We start from the raw sequence: 23,592 nt of genomic DNA, 5'->3' as shown, positions 1-23,592 counted from the left end.
CGAAGAACAGGAGCGAAAAGGACCAAAAAATCGCCCAAAGCACACACGAAAACGGATACATCAAGCCAAGAAAAACTTTTTGGAGAAATTCAAAACAGCTTCTTATTTTTAACCGATGATTTCGTATATTTGCAGAACATTCAAAACATTCACGTATGACACACATCATTCAATTAGAAGGAACTGATAAACAATTATACCCATTGATCGGACCGCTTGTAATGAATCCTGATGTACTCCGATACAACAACCGATACCCTTTCAAAACCGGGAAAAAATTCCGTTGGTACATTGCCGTCAACAAACAAAATGAAGCCATCGGTTTTATTCCGATTGAAAATAAAGCGAGCGAATGCCTCATTAATAATTATTACGCACAAAAGGAAGGGCATGATGAAATCCTGACCGACTTATTACAAACCGTATGTGCCTACTATACAGGCGATACACCCCATCTGACCGCACTGGTACAGACTGTGCATAAAGAATTGTTCATCAGACTAGGTTTCAGCACCATCAAGGAATGGAAGCTTTACATAAAAATGGAAAGAAAATGAAAGAGACAACAGCTAAAAATGTCTACCAGCTGGCACAAGAACGGCTTGACATTATTTTCAAGGAATTTGACAATGTATATGTATCCTTTTCGGGTGGAAAAGACAGTGGGGTCTTGCTGAACATGTGTATCGATTATATCCGAAGTCATAAGCTGAACCGCAAGCTGGGAGTTTACTTCATGGACTATGAAGTGCAATACAAAATGACTATCGACTATGTAGAACGTATCTTTGAAGCAAATAAAGACATTCTAGATGTATACCGCATCTGCGTCCCATTCCGGGTAGCTACCAGCACATCAATGTACCAATCCTACTGGCGCCCTTGGGAAGAAGACAAAAAAGACATCTGGGTACGCCCCATGCCCAATGATGCCACTACCGCAGACAATTTTCCAGGATTCAAGCCAGAAATGTGGGATTACGACTTTCAACTTTACTTTGCCAGTTGGCTTCATGAAAAAAAGAAAGCCATACGCACCTGTTGCCTGGTAGGAATCCGCACACAAGAGAGTTTCAACCGCTGGCGATGCATCTACCAGACTCCTAAAATGTTATTATACCACCGCTATATCTGGACTTGCAAAATTAACAATGACATCTACAACGCTTATCCACTCTATGATTGGCGCACCTCCGATGTATGGGTAGCCAATGCAAAATTCGGCTGGGACTACAATCATCTGTATGACTTATACTACAAAGCAGGAGTCAGTATCGAACGTATGCGCGTAGCCAGTCCGTTTATCGGAGAAGCCATCGAAAGCCTGTCTCTTTATAAAGCAATCGACCCCGACATGTGGGGACGTATGATAGGCCGTGTGAACGGAGTCAATTTTGCCGGTATCTATGGTTCTACCCATGCTACCGCCCGCAACAAAATCAAACTTCCCAAAGGCTACACATGGAAATCATTTATGTTTTTCCTCCTATCCACCCTTCCCGAAGAAACAAGGAACGGCTACCTGCGCCGCTTGGATGTCAGCATTAAATTCTGGCGGAACAAAGGAGGATGTTTGAGCGATGAAGTCATCCAAAAACTGATTGATGCCAAAATACCTATAGAAATCGTGGACAAAAGCAACTACAAAACCCATAAACATCCTGTACGTATGGAATATCAGGAAGATATCGACATTCCCGAGTTCCGCGAAATCCCTACTTACAAACGAATGTGTATTTGCATCTTACGAAATGACCATGCCTGCAAATACATGGGATTCTCGCCCAACAAGGAAGAAATCAGCAAGAAAAACCAAATAATGGAAAATTACAAACATATCTGGAGATGAGAAAGGAAAAAGAACAACTTGAGGAACCTATCCCCCAAAACTATAAAAGTCCGGTATACAATGTCATTGCCGTACCAGTAGAAAAAGTACATGCCAACGATTACAATCCGAACAAAGTGGCACCGCCTGAAATGAAATTGCTCGAATTGTCTATTTGGGAAGATGGCTTTACCATGCCTTGTGTGTGTTACTACGACCATGAAAAAGATGAGTATATACTGGTAGACGGTTTTCACCGATATAGTGTATTAAAAAAATCAAAACGCATATACGAACGTGAGAAAGGTATGCTTCCGGTAGTAATAATCGATAAAGACCTGTCAAACCGTATCGGTTCTACCATCCGACACAACCGCGCACGGGGAACACACGATGTAGACCTTATGTCGCACATCGTATCCGAATTGGACAAAGCTGGCATGAGCGACCAATGGATAATGAAAAACATCGGGATGGACCGCGATGAACTGCTCCGCCTGAAACAGATATCCGGACTTGCCGAACTTTTTATCGATAAAAACTTTACGATTCCACCAGCTAAGCCCACTTATCTGCCCGACCCTGAAAATACAGAAGAAAATGCTGTAAAGAGCGAAATCGAAAAATAAATGCCAAGAAGAGGAATAGAGGAAAGTCTAGGGAAAAAACGTTCCACGTATAGGAAGCTGCCTTATAAAGCTATTAAGCAGCTTGTGATTTTCTTTGACTTTCTCTTCCTTATTTTATAATCGGACTACTTCACCATCGAAAGCCAGATGCACACAAGGCGGAAGTTTTCTCTCAACCTCGGCATGCAGGCCTAACTGATGGCTGATGTGGATAAAATAGGTTTCACGCGCCTGTATACGTCCTGCCTGGTTCAACGCCTCTGCCAAAGACTGGTGTGTAGGATGAGGCTGGATGCGCAAGGCATTCATAAACAGACAATCCACCCCATTCACGTATGCATACGACTCATCAGGCAAATAAGACATATCAGTAATCCATGCCATTTTGCCAATACGAAAACCCAATATAGGAAGCCGGCCGTGCATCACACGAAAAGGCACAACCTCGACCGAATGACCTGCATCGTTTGTGACCTGAAAAGGCACGTATGGCTCGATTTTCGTCAGTGGAATACGAGGAACACCCGGATAAGGATGCTCGTCGAAACAATAAGGAATACGTTTTACCAAACGGTCTGCCGTATAAGCCTCGGCATATACCGGCACATCCCGAAACTTGCAAAACGGACGTAAATCGTCCAGTCCGCCCACGTGATCGTAATGTTCGTGAGTAATCAATACACCATCTATGGGATGAAAATCAGGCAAACGAAGGGCTTGCTCCCGAAAGTCAGGTCCACAATCTATCAAGATACGAACCCCTTCTGTTTCTACCAGTGCCGAACAGCGCAACCGGTTATCACGCGAGTCTGCACTCGTACAGACCGGGCACGTACACCCAACCTGCGGCACACCTGTGGAAGTGCCGCTTCCCAATACCGTTATTTTCATATACTAATGAGTTTGTAAGTTTGTGAGTTTGTGAGTTTGTGAGTCAAAACGTTTAAGAGTTTAAAACTTAAAAACTTAAGAACTTAAAAACTTAAGAACTTAAAAACTTAAGAACTAAATATAATTCACTTCGGGCACAATCACGATGCCGAACTTTTCTTTTACCGAATCCGCCACATCCTCTGCCAAGCAGCGGACCTCTTCACCCGTAGCTCCCCCTAAATTCACCAATACCAATGCCTGCTTATCGTGCACACCTACTTTCCCTTGCTTTTTACCTTTCCATCCACACCTGTCTATCAGCCATCCGGCAGGCACTTTCACCTTCCCTTCTCCAGCCGGATAATGAGGCATATCAGGATATGACACGCGCAACGCTTCGTACTGAGCCAACGGAATCACCGGATTCATAAAGAAACTTCCCGCATTCCCCACCTCCACCGGGTCGGGCAATTTGGCTTTCCGGATGCGGATTATCACGGCACGCAACGTCTCGAGCGTAAGCTCCGCATGGGCTTTCTCCAGTTCGGCACGGATATTCCCATAATCCAAATGCCACACCGGCTTCTTGCTTAACCTGAAAAAGACCTTAGTCACGATATAGCATCCTTTCATCTCTCGCTTAAAAACGCTTTGGCGATAGGCATAACGGCATTCGGCATTCGAGAAGCGGCGATGTTCACCCGTGGCTATGCATAATGTATCCACCTTTGTTATCAAGTCCTTCACTTCGACTCCGTATGCGCCGATATTCTGCACAGCCGAAGCCCCCACTTCTCCAGGTATTAACGAAAGGTTTTCGGCTCCATACCAGCCATGGGAAACGGCATATGCCACAAATTCGTCCCACACGACTCCCGAACCGACACACACTTCTACCTCCTCCTCATTCTCGCGTACCACACGGATACCTTGAATGGCAGAATGAAGTACCGTACCGGAGAAATCATCCAAAAAGAGCAGGTTACTCCCGCTTCCGACAGGCAAAAGTGGCAAAGGAGTATTCTTTTGCCTCAGAAACGCACAAAGTTCTTCTTCCGATTCGTATTCTACAAACCGTTTGGCATGTACATCCATACCAAACGTATTATGAGACAACAAGGAATAATTTCGTAAATCTTTCATTCTCTTTGTTTTTATTGAAGAAGCTGTCAATCGCTCAAATCCTCAAACTGTTTCAACCTCCATTCTCCACCCCGACGCTTGAAGTACAATGTATTGCTGAATCCATTTCCGAACCCTTTAAATTCAATGATTTTCGTATCTGTATCAGGCAATGACTCTTGTCCATAATGCACATTGGTCAACCGTTCCTTCAACAAAGGCGGACGAAACGAGAACCATTGCCCTTCATCAAGTGTAGTTTCCAGAATCTGAAATTCATCTTCCGGATCAACCGTCACAAACGACAACGGATTGGCAAGTCTTTCAGCCTGAAAAACCGAATCGTTGGCAAAACGATAATAAAAATCGAAGAAGTCTTCCTTTCCCTCTTCCGCCTGTGCCAGTTTCTCCTGATTGATTGCTTCCAGAAACCAAGTCTCACTGACACGCTGGAAGTAATAACGTTTCACCTTCCGTTCTTTCAAATAAATCCAGTCCACTTGCACACTCCGTACAGCCGTATCTTTCTCCAATTCCATTTCCTCTTCCTTATCAAAAAGTACGGTATACACCAAATCACGGCTGAACAAAGGATCATACTTCCACTCATCTTTCGCTATACGTGCCACATTCTTCCCTTTGTAAAAAGAAAGAGGAAACATCACACGCGAATGTTGGAAACGTTCATTCGAAGCAAAGTTGTAGAAAAAGTCGGCAAAACTCTCATCGGCTGTAGCCGGAATCACTTCCGGACGGACAGGAGCCGTGTCAATCACCATCGTGTCGGGCGCAGCAGACAACGAATCTATCTCACTCGTCAGCGTCTCAAAAGGATCTATCTTTTTCTTTCCACCTCCGCAGGAGGTTGTTGCCAATACAAGCAAACAACATCCGAATACAATTTTTTTCATATTTAGTGCTTCTGAAAAATCAAGCGCAAAATTACTTCTTTTTTTCTTTTATCGGATAAAAGACCTGTAGTTTTCTTTTTTGTCGGAAGAAAAAGACAATAATTCAGTTTAAATCCTTACCTTTGCGCTAAAAATAAGAAAACTAAAGAATAGGTTATGATAACGAAAATAGAAGAATTACTTCAAGAAGTAGATCAGCTGAACGCCCAGAACACAGAAGAACTGGAAGCGCTCCGCATCAAGTACCTGAGCAAAAAGGGAATCATCAATGCCTTGATGGCAGACTTCCGGAATGTGCCCGCCGAACAGAAGAAACAAGTGGGCATGAAACTGAACGAACTGAAAACCCGTACACAAGAACGCATAGCCGCCCTGAAAGAGACATTCGAGAACCAGGATGCCGACATGTCGGGCATTGACCTGACCCGTACGGCCTATCCCATCGGACTGGGCACACGCCATCCGCTGAACATCGTGCGCAACCAGATCATTGATATCTTCAGCCGTCTGGGATTCACCATTGCCGACGGTCCGGAAGTGGAAGACGACCTGCACGTATTCACAAAGATGAATTTCGCTCCCGACCATCCGGCACGCGACATGCAGGATACCTTCTTCGTAGAGACCAATCCGGACGATGTGACCAAGAACATCATCCTGCGCACGCATACCAGTAGCGTACAGGCACGCACCATGGAAGTGACCCAACCTCCTATCCGTGTCATCTGCCCGGGACGTGTGTACCGCAACGAAGCCATCAGCTACCGTGCCCATTGCTTCTTCCATCAGGTAGAAGGACTGTATGTAGACAAGAACGTATCGTTCACCGATCTGAAACAGGTCTTGCTGCAATTTGCCCAAGAAATGTTCGGACCTGAAACCAAAATCCGTCTGCGCCCTTCCTACTTCCCGTTCACCGAACCCAGTGCCGAAATGGATATCAGTTGCCACATCTGTGGTGGAGAAGGATGCCCGTTCTGCAAATATACCGGCTGGGTGGAAATTTTGGGATGCGGCATGGTAGACCCTGCTGTGCTCGACGCTTGCGGCATCGACAGCAAAGTTTATTCAGGCTATGCCTTCGGCATGGGCGTAGAACGCATTGCCAACCTGAAATACAAGGTAAAGGACTTGCGCATGTTCTCGGAAAACGACACCCGCTTCCTTGAAGAATTCGAAGCGGCAAACTAAATAAACAGTTAATAATTAATAGTTAATAATTAATAGTTAAGGGTAGGAACATCCGCTGATCCCTATTAATTATTAATTGTTAACTATTAATTAACCTCACCCTAACACTCCTGTTTATGGAAAAGCAACGGCTTATTACCCCAAGTTATTGTTGCATCCTTGCCGCCAATTTCCTTCTCTACTTCGGCTTTTGGCTCTTGGTTCCGGTGCTTCCCTTTTATCTTTCGGAAATTTTCCATGCTTCAAATACCACTATCGGCATTGTCTTGTCATGTTATACTGTATCTTCACTTTGCATCCGCCCGTTTTCGGGATACTTGCTTGATACTTTCGCACGCAAGCCCTTATACCTGTTTGCCTATTTTGTTTTCACATTGATTTTCGCCGGCTACATCTTTGCCGGCGCACTGACCATGTTTATCATCTACCGCATCATCCACGGCATTTCGTTCGGGATGGTGACCGTAGGAGGAAATACCGTAGTCATCGACATCATGCCTTCATCACGAAGAGGGGAAGGCTTGGGCTATTACGGACTGGCTAACAACCTCGCCATGTCTGTCGGACCGATGTTCGGATTGTTCCTTCATAGCGCAGGTACATCTTACATCGCCATTTTTTCTTATGGACTCGGTTCATGCATCTTGGGCTTTATCGCAGCCAGCCTGGTAAAGACCCCTTATAAACCGCCGGTCAAACGCGAACCGATATCGCTCGACCGCTTTATCTTATTGAAAGGGCTTCCCGCCGGACTCAGCCTGCTTCTGCTTTCCATCCCTTACGGCATGACGACCAATTACGTGGCAATGTATGCCCGGCAAATCGGCATCACCGCCGAAACCGGATTCTTCTTTACCCTGATGGCTGTAGGCATGGCTATCAGCCGCATGTTCAGCGGACGGCTGGTCGACAAAGGGAAAATCACGCAAGTCATCAATGCCGGACTATATCTGGTATGCCTCTGCTATTTTGCCCTGACCGCTTGCGGCTGGCTGATAGAGTGGAACTATGCTTTCACAACGAGTCTGTTCTTTTCAGTCGCCTTGCTTTTGGGCATTGGATTCGGCACCATGTTTCCTGCCTACAATACGTTATTCGTAAACCTGGCTCCCAACAACCAGCGTGCGACCGCCACCAGTACTTACCTTACTTCGTGGGATGTAGGGCTTGGAATCGGCATGCTGCTGGGCGGATACATTGCCGAAATCGCTTCGTTCAGAGACGCATACCTGTTCGGAGCCATACTTACAATCGTATCCATGACCTATTTTCACTTGAAAGCAGGTCCCCATTTTCAACGTCACCGGTTGAGATAAAATCGAATAAACGGAAAGACAAGCTGTACAGAAAATCAGCACACGATAAATTCAAAACGGTTTCTTAGAGCCTGTTTAAATTTTGCTCAAGTTAATTTTGCGAATTGTTTTCGAGGATGTTTTTCTGATTTTATGAGAAAGGATAGCGGGCTATCTGACGAATAAAATCGGGAAAACAGACCGGAAACAAACGCAAAAGAACCTGATAGAATATTACTTTATTGGAAAATTTAAACAGGCTCTTACTCTTCTCGCAACATTATTTGCGCATCGTATAAAAAGAAAATCATTTTAATTCTTATACGTGAAAACAATGATATGCGAATACTTGTTGCCGACTTTTGTCACCTGGGCAGAAAAAATGAATGAGCGGAACAAATCGACATGCTGCATCACAAATTTGGGCAAATAAAATCCACCAACCTGCAACATATCCCCTCCTTTCAACTTATCCATATCCGCCACAAAAATAAAAGAGGCATCACGCGAAAGATTCGATACACATTCTTCGAATAAAGTATGTTGTGGAATGCTTATCATACGCGATATACACGAATCCACCTTTTCTTGTCCCGACAACACCAGCAAGCCATCTTCAGAAACTGAATCCATTTGATACAGCCGGTCTGTGACACGAAACCGGCATGAATCCGGCAATACCATCGAACCACTCAAATAAAACACCTCACTGTTTAAATGGATATCAAAACTGCTCCAGCAACTCGCACAATCCCTTACCAGGAAAGGCAGTGAAGGAGCATGCCCGTACAATGTAATAAAATTGACAGCCTTTCCTTCGTAACATTCCATAAACACAGCATCCTCACGCAACGAAACATCATCTTTACGGGCATCAATCACTTGCTCTATCAAGCTTTTCTGATAACTAAGGACACAAAAACCCTTGCCACAATAAGCAGCTATAAAATCACCGTTTTCGAGTGCATAGATATCTATATCGCTACCTCGATACGACTCTTTCTTAGGCACAAACCTTCTCCCTTGGCGCTGCATCATCCGCTGTAAAAACTCTCTTCCCGAACCGTGGGTACGGAAATACATTACGACATTACGCGCCGACATTGGTGCATGAAAACTGATCATCATTCTTTCAATGCCATTGCTCAGCCGATGTACCGTACTGTCTGCATTCGGAAATACGGCATTAAGTACCATCGGGAACAAACCACTCTGCCGCAATGTATCCAATTGCAAACCATAAGTGGTTTGTGGAAATTCATTAGCCAAGAAGTCAGGATTATCAGTTTCAAGCAAGCCAACACTCTCCAATGGCACAAAAGACAACAAATCGACATCCTTGCCCTTATCAGCCACACTGAGTTGGACAAAGCTATAAACTCCTACTGCTATGCAGAAAAGAACAATAGAAACGATAACACCTACCTTACCGACCATATTATTCATATTTTTTTGCAAATATAGGCAATTAATTAAAAAAGTACAAATCCAATAGGGAATATTTAAAAAAGAAAAAGCAGTGAATATACATTTATATACTCACTGCCTGATACCCAAGTGTGGGTGACTAGTGGGACTCGAACCCACGACATTCAGAACCACAATCTGACGCTCTAACCAACTGAACTATAGTCACCATGTTGGTATAAAATGTAATGAATTACTCCGAAGAGGTTTTTTAAGTGAGGGTGACTAGTGGGACTCGAACCCACGACATTCAGAACCACAATCTGACGCTCTAACCAACTGAACTATAGTCACCATGTTGATTACCTCTCAAAAGCGAGTGCAAAGGTAAACATTAATTTTGAATCTGCAAACTTTTCCAATGTTTTTTTATTCGGGAACAGACAAAAACACAGAAAACACAGAACAAACGCATTTAAATCATGCAGATTACCCTCAGTGACGGAGAGGATTATCCGATATTGGAAAAGATTATCTTCTACAGCGTAGCATTTATGCCTTCCGACACTGATTTCACAAATTCTTTCAGGCATTTCATTTTACCGCTACGGATGCTGGGTTAATAAAGCATAAAGAAACAAATATACTAGATGATATGAATGGAAAATATTAATTTTGTTAGAGCATTAATATATTAAACAATTTAAACAGAAGAAATATGACATTGATTGATGGAAAAGCTATTTCTGAACAGATTAAACAAGAAATTGCAGCAGAAGTAGCAGACATTGTTGCCCATGGAGGAAAACGTCCGCATCTGGCTGCCATTTTAGTGGGTCACGATGGTGGAAGTGAGACCTACGTGGCATCGAAAGTAAAAGCATGTGAAGTATGCGGTTTCAAGTCCACATTGATCCGCTACGAAGACAACGTGACCGAAGAAGAACTACTGGCAAAAGTCTGTGAGTTAAACGACGATGAAGACATCGATGGTTTTATTGTCCAGTTGCCTTTGCCCAAACACATATCCGAACAGAAGGTAATCGAAACGATAGACTACCGCAAAGACGTAGACGGCTTTCACCCCATTAATGTAGGACGCATGTCTATCGGACTCCCCTGCTATATTTCAGCCACTCCCAACGGAATCATGGAATTATTCAGACGGTACCACATCGAAACACAAGGAAAGAAATGTGTCGTACTGGGAAGAAGCAACATTGTAGGCAAACCGATGGCGATGCTGATGATGCAAAAAAATTATCCGGGCGATGCCACAGTGACCGTTTGTCATAGCCACAGTGCAGACCTTGTAAAAGAATGCCAAGAAGCAGACATCATCATAGCCGCCATGGGACAACCCAACTTCGTAAAAGCAAATATGGTAAAAGAAGGAGCGGTTATTATTGACGTAGGCACTACCCGCGTTCCAGATGCAACAAAAAAATCAGGATTCAAACTGACTGGAGACGTAAAATTCGATGAGGTAGCTCCTAAATGCTCCTTCATCACACCTGTGCCAGGAGGTGTAGGCCCCATGACTATCGTTTCATTGATGCGGAACACCCTGCTGGCTGGGAAAAAAGCTATTTACAAATAAAAAACTGTTTTGAGGGTGTATCAAAACAGGACTTAGCTTTCATTTTGATAGCCGTCCTTTATTTTGATATACCCTCAATAAACATTCTATAAAGAGTTATCCTATCAACTCTTCATACGTTCTCTTCCTTCTTCCCTGTACTCGCCACAGCAGACTGAAACGATATCGCTCCCCAATATCAGTATTGACTGATTTCTGCAAATTCTCTTTGCGGTCCGTTTCAAACTGAGGTCGCATGGCCACATAGTCACAACGTGCTTTCAACACAGCACGTGCTTCCCCTACTTTCCCACGCAAAGCAAAGAAACCAGCTGCCAGATAGTCCAATATCAGCCGGACACGCATTACACGCTTCAACTCCTTAGCTGGCAAATTTTTATAAAGCATCAGCAAGTTGTTTCGAAAATTCAAATAAGTTTTCTTCGGGTCACTTGTCTTTAAAGTAGCCCCTCCTACATGATATACTTCACATAGCGGCAAACAGACAATACGATACCCCCGGCTACGCAACCGCCAACAAAAATCTATTTCTTCCATATGGGCAAAAAAGCGTTCGTCCAGACCTCCCACTTCCCAATATACATTCCGCCGGACAAACAACGCCGCCCCTGTAGCCCAGAATATCGGTATATTATAATCATACTGTCCACGGTCTTCCTCTATCTCATCCAGCACCCGTCCCCTACAGAACGGATAACCATACCGGTCGATAAATCCACCTGCCGCCCCAGCGTATTCGAAATTAGTCTTTACCCGCCAGCTCAAGATTTTAGGCTGGCAGGCTGCCACTTGCGGATGTTCGTCCATATATTTCACCATAGGCTCCAACCAGCCTTTCCCCACTTCTACATCATTGTTCAACAACACCACGTATTCTGCATCTATCTGCTTTAATGCCTTGTTATACCCACCCGCATAGCCATAATTCTGATCCAGCCTCATCAAGCAAGCCTCAGGAAACTCTTTTTCCACAACCGCACATGAATCATCTGTCGATGCATTGTCGGCTACATACACTTTCACACCTTCTCCCTGTGAATAGGTCAATACAGAAGGCAAGAATTTGCGGAGCATCTCTGCACCGTTCCAATTCAAAATGACAACAGCTACATTTATCTTACTCATACATTCTTATTCCTTATAAGATTAACAACAAACACGTGCCAGGGAAACACAAATACCGACTCTATGTAGAAGCTGTTTTGAATTTCTCCAAAAAGTTTTTCTTGGCTTGATGTATCCGTTTTCGTGTGTGCTTTGGGCGATAAATCCAAAACAGCTTCTTACAAATATACAACTTTATTGCAAAACAACAAGCGCCAATGAGCTGAAATTACAATAAAACTTCTACAGGATCGGTTCCCATTTGTCCACCGGCACCAATAGAATGCAACAAGTCTTATTTTCACTGCTCCGGAAATGTTAAAACATCCAAATCAATCCAACTTTCCACACAAGATTCCTTTTAATGCTGTCCCATCGGCATTCATTTCACCCAGCTGTACACGCACTAAATTATTGTCCAAGCCTTCTTTATTTTCCAGTTCTACCCGTATATAGTTCGGTGTAAAGCCATGCATTCGTGCTCCCGCCTTAGCATGTTCCATCAAGACAACAGCTTCCTGACCAATATGTCTTTCATAAAAGGCTGTTGTTTTTTCGTCCGACAGAGCAAGCAGACGCTGGCTTCGTATATGCTTATCTTCCGGAGAGACTACATAATCTATCTTTAAGGCTTGCGTACCCGGACGTTCCGAATAACTGAATACATGCAATTGGGTTATATCCAGTCCCTCAATAAACTGATAGGTATGCTCAAAATAGCCGGGTGTCTCCCCACGCGTCCCCACAATCACATCCACACCGATAAACGCATCAGGCATATACGATTTGATCGTTTGCACCTTCGAAGCAAACAGCTTCGTGTCGTAGCGCCGGCGCATCAATTTTAACACTTCATCGCATCCCGATTGTAATGGAATATGAAAATGAGGCATAAACCGTTTCGATTGAGCTACAAACGCAATAATCTCATCGGTCAACAAGTTTGGTTCAATCGAAGAGATCCGGTACCGTTCGATTCCCTCCACCTCATCCAGTGCCTGCACCAGCTCAAGGAATGTCTCACCGGTGCTTTTACCAAAATCACCGATATTGACTCCCGTCAATACTATTTCCTTACCACCTTCTGCTGCAACCTGTCGTGCCTGTTCCCGCAAATCAGCAATTTTACCATTCCGGCTTCTTCCACGTGCAAAAGGAATCGTACAATACGAGCAGAAATAATCACATCCGTCCTGTACTTTCAGGAAATAACGGGTACGGTCTCCCCTTGAACAAGAAGGCACAAATGTATGTATATCTTGCTGAAGTGAAGTCACTGCTTCGCCATGAGCACGCTTTTCCAGCCCACCCAAGTATTTCATCAAATCTCCTTTCTGCTCGGCACCCAATACCAAGTCTACCCCTTCAATGCCCGCCACTTGTTCCGGTTTCAGCTGTGCATAACATCCTGTCACCACGATGAAAGCTCCCGGATGCTCTTTCACCATCCGATGAATCGCCTGCCTGCACTTTTTATCAGCGACCTCAGTCACCGAACAGGTGTTGATTACGCATATATCCGCCTTTTCTCCTTTCTGCACTGTCTGTACGCCTGCTTCTTTCAGCATCTTTCCTATTGTAGATGTTTCGGCAAAATTCAACTTGCATCCCAAGGTGCAATAGGCCGCTTTCTTATTGCGAAAAATAGAATTATCTGTCATATATATAATAAGGTGTATAATTAATCCTGATTCAGGGAATGCAAAGTTACACATTATTTTGCAGACCATCGCTAACCGGCATCAGAGAATCGCATTTTTACACTTTGTACGTTCAGATTCCTTTACCAAACATATTTTTTTCAAAAAAAAACCGGTTTTCATGAACAACCTATTAAAAAACTCTATATCTTTGCAGCGTTTTAAGAAGACAACATAAGTATTACAGATTTAAAAAAGCAAAGAAAATGAAAAAATTAGTATTTTTGTTCGTAGCATTTGCTGCTGTTTCTTTTGCATCTTGCGGAAACAAAGCAGCTAACACTGAAAGCACTGTAGATTCTTCAGCAACAGTTGAAACTGTAGAAGAAGCTGCTCCGGTAATGGATTCTACAGCAGTTGATTCAACAGCTGCCGCTGCTACTGATTCAGTAGTTGCTGAATAATCCAATCTCGAACAATTAGAGAGAATTGAAAAGTCTGTAAGCTCAGCCTACAGACTTTTTTTATAACCTTTCCCCTACCCCGTCAGCAAACCGGCACCGCGAAGTGTAGCAAGTAACTGGAATGGCAGATGAAGCATATCTTCGTTTGTGGAAACGAACGAATTCTTTAAATCAATTTTAAATTGCATGGGTCGGTTGACTTTACAACGTTAAATAATTAAGGGCATATTTGTTTTTAAAAAAAAAATATTCGTATTTTTGTGAAGCTAATAGATCACGTTTATATTTTGATTATGATACGAAGAAAGTTGAGAGGAATGGGAGTGGCATTAGTCACTCCTTTTAATGAAGACGGAAGTGTGGATTATGATGCACTTATTAAGTTGGTGGAATATCAGATCCAAAATGGCACAGACTTCTTATGTGTACTGGGAACCACAGCAGAAACCCCAACACTGACGGCTGACGAAAAGAAAAAGATAAAACAAACTGTCATAGAACGAGTAAACGGAAGAGTTCCCATTCTGTTAGGCGTGAGCAGTAACTGTACCCAAACTGTAGTTGACACGTTAAAAAATGATGATATGACAGGAGTAGATGCCGTACTCGTTGCCGTACCTTACTATAATAAGCCGTCACAAGAAGGGATTTACCAACATTACAAAGCCATCGCACAAGCTACTAAATTGCCGGTAGTACTTTATAACGTACCTGGACGCACGGGTGTAAATATGACAGCTGAAACGACGTTGCGCCTGGCACGTGATTTCGAAAACATCGTAGCCATTAAAGAAGCCTCGGGAAACATTACACAAATGGATGACATCATAAAAAACAAACCAACCAATTTCGATGTTATTTCAGGCGATGACGGCATTACCTTTCCTCTGATTACATTGGGAGCTGTAGGAGTCATTTCAGTCATAGGAAATGCATTTCCACGAGAATTCAGCCGTATGACCCGTTTGGCACTAGCCGGTGATTATCCTAGCGCATTGGCTATCCATCACCAGTTTACTGAATTATTTAAGCTACTCTTTGTTGACGGTAATCCGGCAGGAGTGAAGGCCATGCTTAGCATGATGGGGATGATAAAGAACCGCCTGCGCCTTCCTTTGGTACCTACCCGCATCACTACGTTTGAAAAAATGCGTTGCATTTTGAACGAACTGAAAATAAAGTGCTGATGAAAGTTCAAAATAATTAACCAGCCTGTAAAAACAATGAAAAATCTTATACTTCCTAATGAAACTTCAGAAGCTGTTTTGAATTTATCGTGCGATGATTTGGGATGAGTTTTTGAGGCATTTCCGCTTCTGTGATGAGGAAGATAGCGGGCTATCTGACGAAGAACAGGAGCGAAAAGGACCAAAAAATCGCCCAAAGCACACACGAAAACGGATACATCAAGCCAAGAAAAACTTTTTGGAGAAATTCAAAACAGCTTCTCAATCTCTTAAACCTCAGAGAGCAAAGGATTCAAAGAAAACAAAATCTGTCCCAGTCAAGTCTCAACATAAAATATAAAGCACTTAAGTATAAGATTTTTCTACCATGTTTATAACGGCACCAATCAAAAAGGAAAACAATTAATGAATGTCCGCAAACAGTCAATGCATACCCCTGAAAAATGAATATATACTGCATCAGCTTATGAACATATACTGCATCAGCTTATGAATATATACTGCATCGGCTTATGAATATATACTGCATCAGCAAAGGCAGTACTACTGCATTTTCAACTCAGCGAATTGGCTGATTGCGGACATTCATAAAACAATTAAAGATGACATCTCAGAATGTTCACACTAAATACATTACATCTCAGAAAAAACTATGAAACACGAACAAATGTACTTGCATCCGGAACTGGAAACAATGACTCGCCCGGAGATAGAACGGCTTCAAATGGAGAGGCTGCAACAAACATTGCAACGCTGCATGCGCTCTCCTTTCTATAAACAACGCTTCACCGAGAACGGCCTCAGGCCGGAAGACATACGCTCGCTGGACGATTTACAGAAAATACCTTTTACCACCAAGCAAGACTTGCGTGACCATTATCCATTCGGGCTTTCGGCTGTTCCGCTGGAAGAAGTGGTACGCCTGCACTCGTCCAGTGGCACAACGGGCACACCTACCGTCATCCTGCATACCCAACACGACCTGGATGAATGGGCAAATGCCGTAGCACGCTGCCTCTACATGGTAGGATTACGCAAAGGTGACATTTTCCAAAATTCATCGGGCTACGGAATGTTCACCGGTGGACTGGGATTCCAATATGGTGCCGAACGGCTTGGAATGCTCACCGTACCTGCAGCAGCTGGAAACACCAAGCGGCAAATCAAGTTTATCACCGACTTCGGCACTACCGCGCTACACGCCATTCCCAGCTATGCCGGACGACTTTATGAGGTAATGGAAGAGATGGGCATTGACCCGCACCGCGATACAAAGCTCCGTACCTTGATTATCGGAGCTGAACCACATTCGGACGAACAACGCCGGCGCATCGAGGACATGTTAGGCGTAAAGGCATACAACTCTTTCGGAATGTCTGAAATGTGTGGTCCGGGAGTGGCATTCGAGTGTCCCGAACAGAATGGTCTGCACATTTGGGAAGACTATTACATCGTGGAAATCGTAGATCCGGAAACACTGGAACCGGTACCTGAAGGTGAGATAGGCGAACTGGTGCTGACTACCATCAACCGCGAAGCAATGCCCCTCCTGCGCTACCGCACACGTGACTTGACACGCATCTTGCCAGGTGACTGTCCTTGCGGACGTCACCACAAACGACTGGACCGCATGAAAGGCCGGAGCGATGACATGATAATCTTGAAGGGTGTGAACATCTTCCCTATCCAGATAGAAAACATTCTGATGCAATTTAAGGAACTGGGTAACGAATACCTCATCACGCTGACCAATCTGGAAGCGAATGACGAAATGACCGTAGAAGTAGAACTGAACGACTTTACCGATGACTATGGTTTCCTGCAAAGACTAACCAAGGAAATCACCCGCCAGTTGAAAGACGAAATATTGATAACTCCGCGCGTCAAACTCGTACCTAAAGGCAGCCTGCCCCAGCAGGAAGGTAAAGCCATACGCGTGAAAGACTTAAGAAAAACATTGATATAATACCAACACAAGGCATCAGCTGATAAGGTGACAAAGCTTTAAATAGCCTTGAATATTCAGAGTTTTGCCAACCTCGTCAGAGCTTGTTCTTGTAAACCTAAAAAGCATAAAATATGACCATCCACCAGTTATCTGTATTTGTAGAAAACAAGTCGGGCACATTGCTTCAGGTGCTCGAACTACTGAAAGAAGCGAATATCCAACTTATCGCTTCCACCATTTCCGACACAGTAGAATATGGTATCTACCGAATCATCTGTTCCGAACCGATGCGCGCTTACGAAACATTGAAACAGGCAGGCATCTCAGCAAATCTTTCGGACGTGTTCGCCATCATGCTCGATAACCAACCGGGACGTGCAGCCGATGCCATTCGAAGCTTCAGCCAGGCAGGGATAGGTATTTCCTACCTCTATTCATTCCTACTTTCGGGCAAAGGCATCTTGGTATTCCGGACTGACAGCCCGGAAGAAACCCGTAAAGTCATACTCGATAAAGGACTGAATTACATCGAAGAACAGCACCTGCTGAAAATGGCATAATGTTTTTAATGAATATCCGCAAACATCCCTTGCAGTAGCATATCGCATACGCCACTGCAAGGGATGTTTGCGAAATGACATCAGCGGAAAGTAATGTGACGGTTGGTGATAAAGTTGACCGCACCGTAGATGAAAAGTCCCAGAAACTGAGCCAGATACTCATTGCAGTAAAACAACTCCACCAACATCAGCAGGAAAAGGAACTGCATGCTGTAGGCCAGCAGGAAGGCACCGGCAAAGAACAACACCTGATGCCAGATGCTGTTCTTCTTATTGCCAGGCTCAAGAGGGAATATCCAATATTTACACCAAATAAAGTTGTGAATCTGCGCCACGACATAAGCAATGATATTCGCCGTGATGTAACTTTCACCCTCGATATGCATCAGCAGCCATACCACAAACGCAGTAATCAAAGCATTGAGCGTGCCTACGATAGCAAAACGGATGACGCGTACAGATTCTTTCATTCAACTTCTTTTAAGAGATAACGATGACCAGTGCCTTTTTGGGTCAGTCTTCTTTCACTACTTGCAGATGTAATTCGTCCAGCTGCTTCTGGTCAAGATAGCCTGGAGCATCCAACATTACGTCACGACCGGAATTGTTCTTTGGGAATGCAATACAGTCGCGGATGCTGTCAAGACCGGCAAAGAGCGATACCCAACGGTCGAGACCATATGCCAATCCGCCATGAGGAGGTGCACCGAACTTAAAGGCGTTCATCAGGAAGCCGAACTGCTCTTGCGCCTTTTCCTGTGTGAATCCCAGAATTTCGAACATTTTCTCCTGAAGCGCTGAATCGTGGATACGAATAGAACCACCCCCTACTTCTACGCCGTTGACCACCATATCATAAGCATCGGCACGCACGGCAGCCGGGTCTGTATCTAGCAAAGGAATGTCTTCGTCTTTAGGATGGGTAAACGGATGGTGCATTGCCATCAGGCGACCTTCTTCCTCACTCCATTCAAACATCGGGAAATCTACCACCCACAAGCAGGCAAACTTATTCTTATCGCGCAAGCCCAGCTGGTTACCCATCTCCAGGCGCAATTCGCAAAGCTGTTTGCGAGTTTTCATCGCATCGTCACCACTCAATATCAATATCAAATCACCCGGTTTGGCACCGAAAGCCTCTTTCATCTGCTGAAGTACATCTTGAGCATAGAATTTATCGACACTTGATTTCACGTTACCATCGGCTTCCACGCGGGCATAGACCATGCCTTTCGCACCGATTTGCGGACGCTTCACAAACTCAGTCAACTGATCAAGTTGTTTGCGAGTGTAATGCGCCGCCCCCTCAGCACAGATACCGCCGATATACGCTGCATTGTCGAATACTGAGAAGCCATAACCTTTCAATATATCCATCAGTTCGACAAACTTCATGCCGAAACGCAAGTCGGGCTTGTCGCTACCATAATACTTCATTGCATCGGCCCATGGCATACGCTGGAACGACTCAGTCAGTTCCACACCACGCAATTCCTTGAACAGATGCTTTGCCATCCCTTCAAACATCTGGATGATGTCTTCCTGTTCCACAAAACTCATCTCACAGTCAATCTGTGTGAACTCAGGCTGACGGTCAGCACGAAGATCTTCATCTCGAAAACATTTCACAATCTGGAAATAACGGTCGAACCCCGACACCATCAGTAATTGCTTCAACGTCTGCGGAGACTGGGGCAAAGCATAAAATTGTCCCGGATTCATGCGTGAAGGCACTACAAAATCGCGCGCACCTTCGGGCGTAGACCCGATAAGCATCGGAGTTTCCACTTCGAGGAAGCCTTTGCTGTCCAAGTAACGGCGCACTTCCATTGTCATCCGGTGGCGCAACTCCAGATTCTTGCGCACGGCAGTACGACGCAAATCCAGGTAGCGGTATTTCATCCGGAGGTCATCGCCGCCGTCTGTATTATCTTCAATCGTAAACGGAGGGGTCTGTGCCACATTCAGCACATTCAATTCCGACACGATGATTTCGATTTCACCAGTAGGAAGGTTGGCATTCTTGCTGGAACGCTCGCTCACCACGCCCATTACCTGAACAACGAATTCACGTCCCAAGTGATTGGCTCGCTCGCACAGTTCTGCATTCACTTCTGTATTAAACACCAATTGGGTGATGCCATATCGGTCACGAAGATCCACAAAGGTCATCCCTCCCATCTTACGCGTACGCTGCACCCAGCCGGCGAGCGTCACGTTTTTGCCTGCATCGGCGAGTCTCAGCTCACCACAAGTATGACTTCTGAACATATCATATAAGGTTTATAAATCCAAGTTTGACTATAAATTTAGGCAAAGGTAGTATATGTTTTTGATTTATGCAATATCTTTGCGGCAGCAAACGTAAAGACAAAGCCATGAACATACAGGACCATACTTCAGCGGGCGACCTGACAAAAGGTAGCATCACGGGCACAATGCTGCGTTTCGCTATCCCGATGATGTTGGGAAACCTGCTTCAACAATGCTACAACATAGCCGACACACTCATCGTTGGACACTTCCTAGGTGCCGATGCACTGGCAGCGGTAGGGTCGGCTTATTCGCTGATGGTGTTCATTACCTCCATCTTTATCGGGCTTTGTATGGGTACAGGAGCCGTATTCTCTCTGCAATATGGAGCAAAAGATTACGAGGGAATGAAACGAAGCCTGGTCTCATCACTCCTTCTGACAGGCGGTATTACTCTCATCATCAACACGCTGTCACTGATATTCGTCCATCCTATTATCCGCTGGCTGCAAACTCCTGCCGAAATCACTGGAATGATGCATGACTACCTGTTGGTGATATTCATCGGTATCTTCAGCACATTCCTTTATAATTATTATGCTTTCCTGCTCCGTGCCTTAGGCAATTCCATCGTACCCCTCGCTTTTCTAGGTATATCAGTGATACTCAATATTGTACTTGACCTAGTATTCATCGCAATCTTCCACTGGGGCGTGACAGGAGCAGCAGTAGCCACCGTCATCTCACAAATCGTATCGGGTGTAGGACTTTGCCTGTATACCCTCTACCGCTTCCCAATATTCCGGCTAAAATGGAAACATATCCGCATCAACAGACAATCCATCCGGGAGATAGCCACTTATTCCTCACTTACATGCATGCAACAATCGGTAATGAACTTTGGCATTCTGATGGTGCAAGGGTTAGTCAACAGTTTCGGTACCGCCGTAATGGCAGCCTTTGCCATCGCTGTCAAGATTGATACCTTTGCTTATATGCCTGTACAGGACTTCGGGAATGCTTTTTCCACCTTCATTGCCCAAAACTTCGGTGCTAAGAAATTCGAACGGATAAAAAAAGGAATACACAATACGCTATGGTTCATCACCGGCTTTTGTCTATGCATCTCGGCAGCGGTCTTTGTCTTTGCCCGTCCTTTGATGCAGCTTTTTATCGATGCCAATGAAACCGAAATTATCGCTATTGGAGTAGAATACTTACGTGTGGAAGGCAGTTTTTACGTAGGTATCGGATACCTTTTCATGCTCTACGGACTTTTCCGTGCCATCCGCATGCCAGGCATGTCGGTAGTGCTCACCGTCTTTTCGCTCGGTACCCGTGTCGCATTAGCTTACGGACTGGCCTCTATTCCTTCTATTGGCGTACATGGCATCTGGTGGTCCATTCCCATCGGCTGGGCACTGGCTGACCTCTTCGGATGGTGGTATTACCGCAAGGCCGCTTCCAGACTGATACCTGCCTCTTCTCTTTCCTGACCCTCCGCGTGCAAGATTGAGCTTTGCGCCAGATAGCTGGGTTTGGCGGCATAGATATACATCACACTACCACCCTTAATGGCGTCAATGATAGGACGGCATAACTTCTGAGGGACAGCAGGACAACCGAAACTCCTTCCCAAACGCCCACCATTACGAATGACAGAAGGATTGGCATACGCAGCCCCGTGCATCACGATGGCACGCTGACGGGCACGATCGTTGATACCTTTTTCCAATCCTTCCAGCAACAGCGAATAACCATTTCTGCCCTGATACGTTGATTCAGTTAAATAAAACCCCAACGAACTTTTGTGTGAACCGTCTTCGTTTGAGAACGAAGTAGCATAGATGTTCCCACTGTTCTTCCCATGTGCCACCACCGAAGAGAACAGCATTTTTTTCTGCTTCATATCGAACACGTACAAACGTTCCTGCGTAGAAGGCTTCGAAAAGTCGATAAGGGTCAGCACCTCCCGTTTCCGCTGTCCGATACGGTAATAACCCGTCACTGCCTGACGGAAAGCAATATAATTCACCCGTCCTTCCAAGTCCATCTCGTGATACAATTGGAGGCAACGATCCACAATCTTCACTTGTGGAGCATCTTTCTTTTCTTCCGACCGACAAAGCACAGAGCTACATACGGAAGCTACCATCATCAAAATAATCAAGAAAATACGCAGCATGAAATCAATTTAGAATACGGCTGCAAAGTTACAAAATAAATAATTTTCCCACCACAGATTACACGGATTTCTCAAAATAATATTTCCACAATGCTTCTGTATTTCCAACTACTCAATAATTACTACAAGCGTAGCCTCGGTTGGCAGATAATCGAAAATGAACTTAGCATGCGAAGTAGCATTGCGCACACACATATGTGAACGGGGAATCGTACCTAGTGACCAACTGTATTCTACCATCCGGGTTTGTGGAACATTAACCGGCACGCCATGCAAATAGGCACCGTTCGTAAATCTAGATGCATATGGAGCATACCCTCCTACACCGGAACCACCGTCTTTCAAAAACACCATCCGCTCTTTCTTTTCTTGCAACAAAAACATTCCTAGCGGGGTCTCCTGTGCATATGGTGGACGGTGCATACCTGTCGTTGCCGGATTCATACTTCGAATGGTCCATTGCCCTTCTCCTGTCCACTCCAGTGTAGTGATGTTCTGATCGAGCCGGTCGACGAATACCGCATGGTGGAACTTTATGCCCGCAGGAAGCTGTCTGACGTATCGCGACGGAACAAGCCATTCACTTTCCGCCGTCACAGGAACGATACGCAAGAAACTACCTTCCCGGTCCTTCAGATAAGCCAGTGAACCATCGCGCCCGTATCGAACAGGCACTAACGAGTCATTCGGCTCATAGAAAGGTATTGACTGATAACGCTCCACACCACATGTGTCTGCCACCCTCCCATATACGTTCCGCACATACCGATGTACCAAAGCTGCTTCTCCATTACGATTCTTATAGTTTCGAAGCACAACCCAATCCACCTCATCACGTTGCATATTTTCTATGAATGCCAAACATTTGCGAATGATTTCCCACTTAAAGCTACGCACCGTATCGCCATAGGGATAGATATCTTCCAGTGTATGCTGATCGTAAAGTAAATCTTTTGTCAAAAGAATATCCGAAGCATCCAATTGCCTGGAAGAGCCTAAAGCTTCTCTTTGCGAAACCATGTCCGAAATGATTTCCAGCTTATCAGACACCGAAAAAGTCTGCACCTGCTGTTTCTCACATCCCAAAAGCAGCAGACACATCACACACGCGACCAGTAAAACCTCTCTCTTCATAGCAGGCAGGTTAAGGTTTATACAAAGATAAGCATTTTTTCCCATTTTCAAAATTAGTTGTCAAGATAATAACAAACGAACCACGTATTTTGTTCCTTTTATTCCTTACATCCTTATCCCGACACAAGAAAGATACCCAAGTTCCTACCAGCAACTAAGAAGCTGTTTTGAATTTCTCCAAAAAGTTTTTCTTGGCTTGATGTATCTGTTTTCGTGTGTGCTTTGGGCGATTTTTTGGTCCTTTTCGCTCCTGTTCTTCGT

The 23,592-nt window shown here is 44.6% G+C and carries 22 protein-coding genes and 2 tRNA genes; 12 read left to right on the top strand and 12 right to left on the bottom strand.

All coding sequences use genetic code 11. The annotated features are described in order from the left end of the window. Positions 1–155: 155 nt before the first annotated feature. Genes B5F78_RS11080 through B5F78_RS11070 form a run of 3 tightly spaced genes read left to right on the top strand, consistent with a single transcriptional unit; the run spans position 156 to position 2,457 of the window. Positions 156–557 carry a hypothetical protein gene (locus B5F78_RS11080; protein ID WP_087406713.1) on the top strand — a complete coding sequence of 134 codons (402 nt, stop codon included), beginning with the start codon at positions 156–158 and terminating at the stop codon, positions 555–557. Next, positions 554–1,849 (top strand): DUF3440 domain-containing protein, encoded by a 1,296-nt coding sequence (locus tag B5F78_RS11075; RefSeq protein ID WP_087213046.1) that lies wholly within the window; start codon positions 554–556, stop codon positions 1,847–1,849. Before B5F78_RS11080 ends, B5F78_RS11075 begins: the two co-directional genes overlap by 4 nt. Continuing rightward, positions 1,846–2,457 carry an IbrB-like domain-containing protein gene (locus B5F78_RS11070; protein ID WP_087406712.1) on the top strand — a complete coding sequence of 204 codons (612 nt, stop codon included), beginning with the start codon at positions 1,846–1,848 and terminating at the stop codon, positions 2,455–2,457. Before B5F78_RS11075 ends, B5F78_RS11070 begins: the two co-directional genes overlap by 4 nt. 114 nt (positions 2,458–2,571) lie before the next feature. Here the strand turns inward: B5F78_RS11070 and B5F78_RS11065 are convergent, their stop codons facing one another. The 3 genes from B5F78_RS11065 to B5F78_RS11055 all read right to left on the bottom strand — a co-directional run bounded on the left by B5F78_RS11065 (position 2,572) and on the right by B5F78_RS11055 (position 5,363). After that, positions 2,572–3,348, bottom strand: a complete 777-nt coding sequence (locus B5F78_RS11065; protein ID WP_022039900.1) for an MBL fold metallo-hydrolase — start codon at positions 3,346–3,348, stop codon at positions 2,572–2,574. 114 nt (positions 3,349–3,462) lie between these two features. Then, a complete protein-coding gene (gene murB, locus B5F78_RS11060) occupies positions 3,463–4,473 on the bottom strand; it encodes a UDP-N-acetylmuramate dehydrogenase (protein WP_087406711.1) in 1,011 nt (336 codons plus the stop codon). Between the two features lie 26 nt (positions 4,474–4,499). After that, positions 4,500–5,363 carry a DUF4348 domain-containing protein gene (locus B5F78_RS11055; RefSeq protein ID WP_022039903.1) on the bottom strand — a complete coding sequence of 288 codons (864 nt, stop codon included), beginning with the start codon at positions 5,361–5,363 and terminating at the stop codon, positions 4,500–4,502. A 156-nt stretch (positions 5,364–5,519) separates the two neighbouring features. On the opposite strand from B5F78_RS11055, the gene pheS reads away from it, so the two are divergent. Together pheS and B5F78_RS11045 are read left to right on the top strand one after the other, a co-directional pair. Next, on the top strand, positions 5,520–6,554 hold the full coding sequence (pheS, locus tag B5F78_RS11050; protein ID WP_022039904.1) for a phenylalanine--tRNA ligase subunit alpha: 1,035 nt from the start codon (positions 5,520–5,522) through the stop codon (positions 6,552–6,554). 116 nt (positions 6,555–6,670) lie between these two features. Continuing rightward, positions 6,671–7,870 carry an MFS transporter gene (locus B5F78_RS11045; RefSeq protein WP_022039905.1) on the top strand — a complete coding sequence of 400 codons (1,200 nt, stop codon included), beginning with the start codon at positions 6,671–6,673 and terminating at the stop codon, positions 7,868–7,870. 291 nt (positions 7,871–8,161) lie between these two features. Here B5F78_RS11045 and B5F78_RS11040 read toward each other — a convergent pair whose 3' ends face one another. The 3 genes from B5F78_RS11040 to B5F78_RS11030 form a co-directional block, all read right to left on the bottom strand. Further along, positions 8,162–9,295, bottom strand: a complete 1,134-nt coding sequence (locus tag B5F78_RS11040) for a hypothetical protein (RefSeq protein WP_225226423.1) — start codon at positions 9,293–9,295, stop codon at positions 8,162–8,164. A 116-nt stretch (positions 9,296–9,411) separates the two neighbouring features. Next, a tRNA-His gene (locus B5F78_RS11035) sits at positions 9,412–9,485 on the bottom strand. Positions 9,486–9,536: 51 nt separating this feature from the next. Further along, positions 9,537–9,610, bottom strand: a tRNA-His gene (locus B5F78_RS11030). A 364-nt stretch (positions 9,611–9,974) separates the two neighbouring features. Between B5F78_RS11030 and folD the strand changes: the two genes are divergently transcribed. Next, positions 9,975–10,856 (top strand): bifunctional methylenetetrahydrofolate dehydrogenase/methenyltetrahydrofolate cyclohydrolase FolD, encoded by an 882-nt coding sequence (folD, locus tag B5F78_RS11025; RefSeq protein ID WP_022039908.1) that lies wholly within the window; start codon positions 9,975–9,977, stop codon positions 10,854–10,856. Between the two features lie 96 nt (positions 10,857–10,952). Here folD and B5F78_RS11020 read toward each other — a convergent pair whose 3' ends face one another. Next, positions 10,953–11,972, bottom strand: a complete 1,020-nt coding sequence (locus B5F78_RS11020) for a glycosyltransferase family 2 protein (RefSeq protein ID WP_204428046.1) — start codon at positions 11,970–11,972, stop codon at positions 10,953–10,955. A 320-nt stretch (positions 11,973–12,292) separates the two neighbouring features. Next, entirely contained in the window at positions 12,293–13,621 is a 1,329-nt protein-coding gene (mtaB, locus tag B5F78_RS11015; RefSeq protein WP_087406717.1) for a tRNA (N(6)-L-threonylcarbamoyladenosine(37)-C(2))-methylthiotransferase MtaB, read from the bottom strand. Positions 13,622–13,866: 245 nt separating this feature from the next. On the opposite strand from mtaB, the gene B5F78_RS11010 reads away from it, so the two are divergent. From B5F78_RS11010 to B5F78_RS10990, 5 genes are all read left to right on the top strand, one after another. After that, on the top strand, positions 13,867–14,064 hold the full coding sequence (locus B5F78_RS11010) for a PG1828 family lipoprotein (RefSeq protein WP_022039911.1): 198 nt from the start codon (positions 13,867–13,869) through the stop codon (positions 14,062–14,064). Between the two features lie 293 nt (positions 14,065–14,357). After that, positions 14,358–15,251: a 4-hydroxy-tetrahydrodipicolinate synthase gene (gene dapA / locus B5F78_RS11005; protein ID WP_087212173.1), complete on the top strand. Its 894-nt coding sequence runs from the start codon at positions 14,358–14,360 to the stop codon at positions 15,249–15,251. A gap of 94 nt (positions 15,252–15,345) precedes the next feature. Further along, positions 15,346–15,591, top strand: coding sequence for a hypothetical protein (locus B5F78_RS11000; protein ID WP_162608533.1), 246 nt, complete (start codon positions 15,346–15,348; stop codon positions 15,589–15,591). Between the two features lie 327 nt (positions 15,592–15,918). Beyond that, positions 15,919–17,217 (top strand): phenylacetate--CoA ligase family protein, encoded by a 1,299-nt coding sequence (locus tag B5F78_RS10995; protein ID WP_087406716.1) that lies wholly within the window; start codon positions 15,919–15,921, stop codon positions 17,215–17,217. Positions 17,218–17,330: 113 nt separating this feature from the next. Next, the gene (locus B5F78_RS10990; protein WP_022039915.1) at positions 17,331–17,759 is read left to right on the top strand and encodes an acetohydroxyacid synthase small subunit; all 429 of its coding nucleotides are present in this window, start codon (positions 17,331–17,333) and stop codon (positions 17,757–17,759) included. An 80-nt stretch (positions 17,760–17,839) separates the two neighbouring features. Here B5F78_RS10990 and B5F78_RS10985 read toward each other — a convergent pair whose 3' ends face one another. Beyond that, positions 17,840–18,229 (bottom strand): GtrA family protein, encoded by a 390-nt coding sequence (locus B5F78_RS10985; protein ID WP_022039916.1) that lies wholly within the window; start codon positions 18,227–18,229, stop codon positions 17,840–17,842. A 43-nt stretch (positions 18,230–18,272) separates the two neighbouring features. Next, positions 18,273–20,030, bottom strand: a complete 1,758-nt coding sequence (gene aspS / locus B5F78_RS10980; RefSeq protein WP_022039917.1) for an aspartate--tRNA ligase — start codon at positions 20,028–20,030, stop codon at positions 18,273–18,275. A gap of 107 nt (positions 20,031–20,137) precedes the next feature. Between aspS and B5F78_RS10975 the strand changes: the two genes are divergently transcribed. Beyond that, entirely contained in the window at positions 20,138–21,508 is a 1,371-nt protein-coding gene (locus B5F78_RS10975; RefSeq protein WP_087406715.1) for an MATE family efflux transporter, read from the top strand. On the opposite strand, the gene B5F78_RS10970 is transcribed toward B5F78_RS10975, so the two are convergent. Both B5F78_RS10970 and B5F78_RS10965 read right to left on the bottom strand, forming a co-directional pair. Continuing rightward, positions 21,460–22,197, bottom strand: a complete 738-nt coding sequence (locus B5F78_RS10970) for a murein L,D-transpeptidase catalytic domain family protein (protein WP_022039919.1) — start codon at positions 22,195–22,197, stop codon at positions 21,460–21,462. The two genes, B5F78_RS10975 and B5F78_RS10970, sit on opposite strands and share 49 nt — an antisense overlap. Before the next feature lie 108 nt (positions 22,198–22,305). After that, complete coding sequence (locus B5F78_RS10965) at positions 22,306–23,331, bottom strand: L,D-transpeptidase family protein (protein ID WP_087406714.1); 1,026 nt, start codon at positions 23,329–23,331, stop codon at positions 22,306–22,308. Positions 23,332–23,592: the final 261 nt, after the last annotated feature.

Origin of the sequence: Bacteroides sp. An279 (genome assembly GCF_002159615.1) — a bacterium.
In the GTDB taxonomy this organism is placed as follows: domain Bacteria; phylum Bacteroidota; class Bacteroidia; order Bacteroidales; family Bacteroidaceae; genus Phocaeicola; species Phocaeicola intestinalis.
The sequence above is the reverse complement of the archived record's forward strand: the minus strand, read 5'-3'. Positions and strand labels throughout refer to the sequence as shown.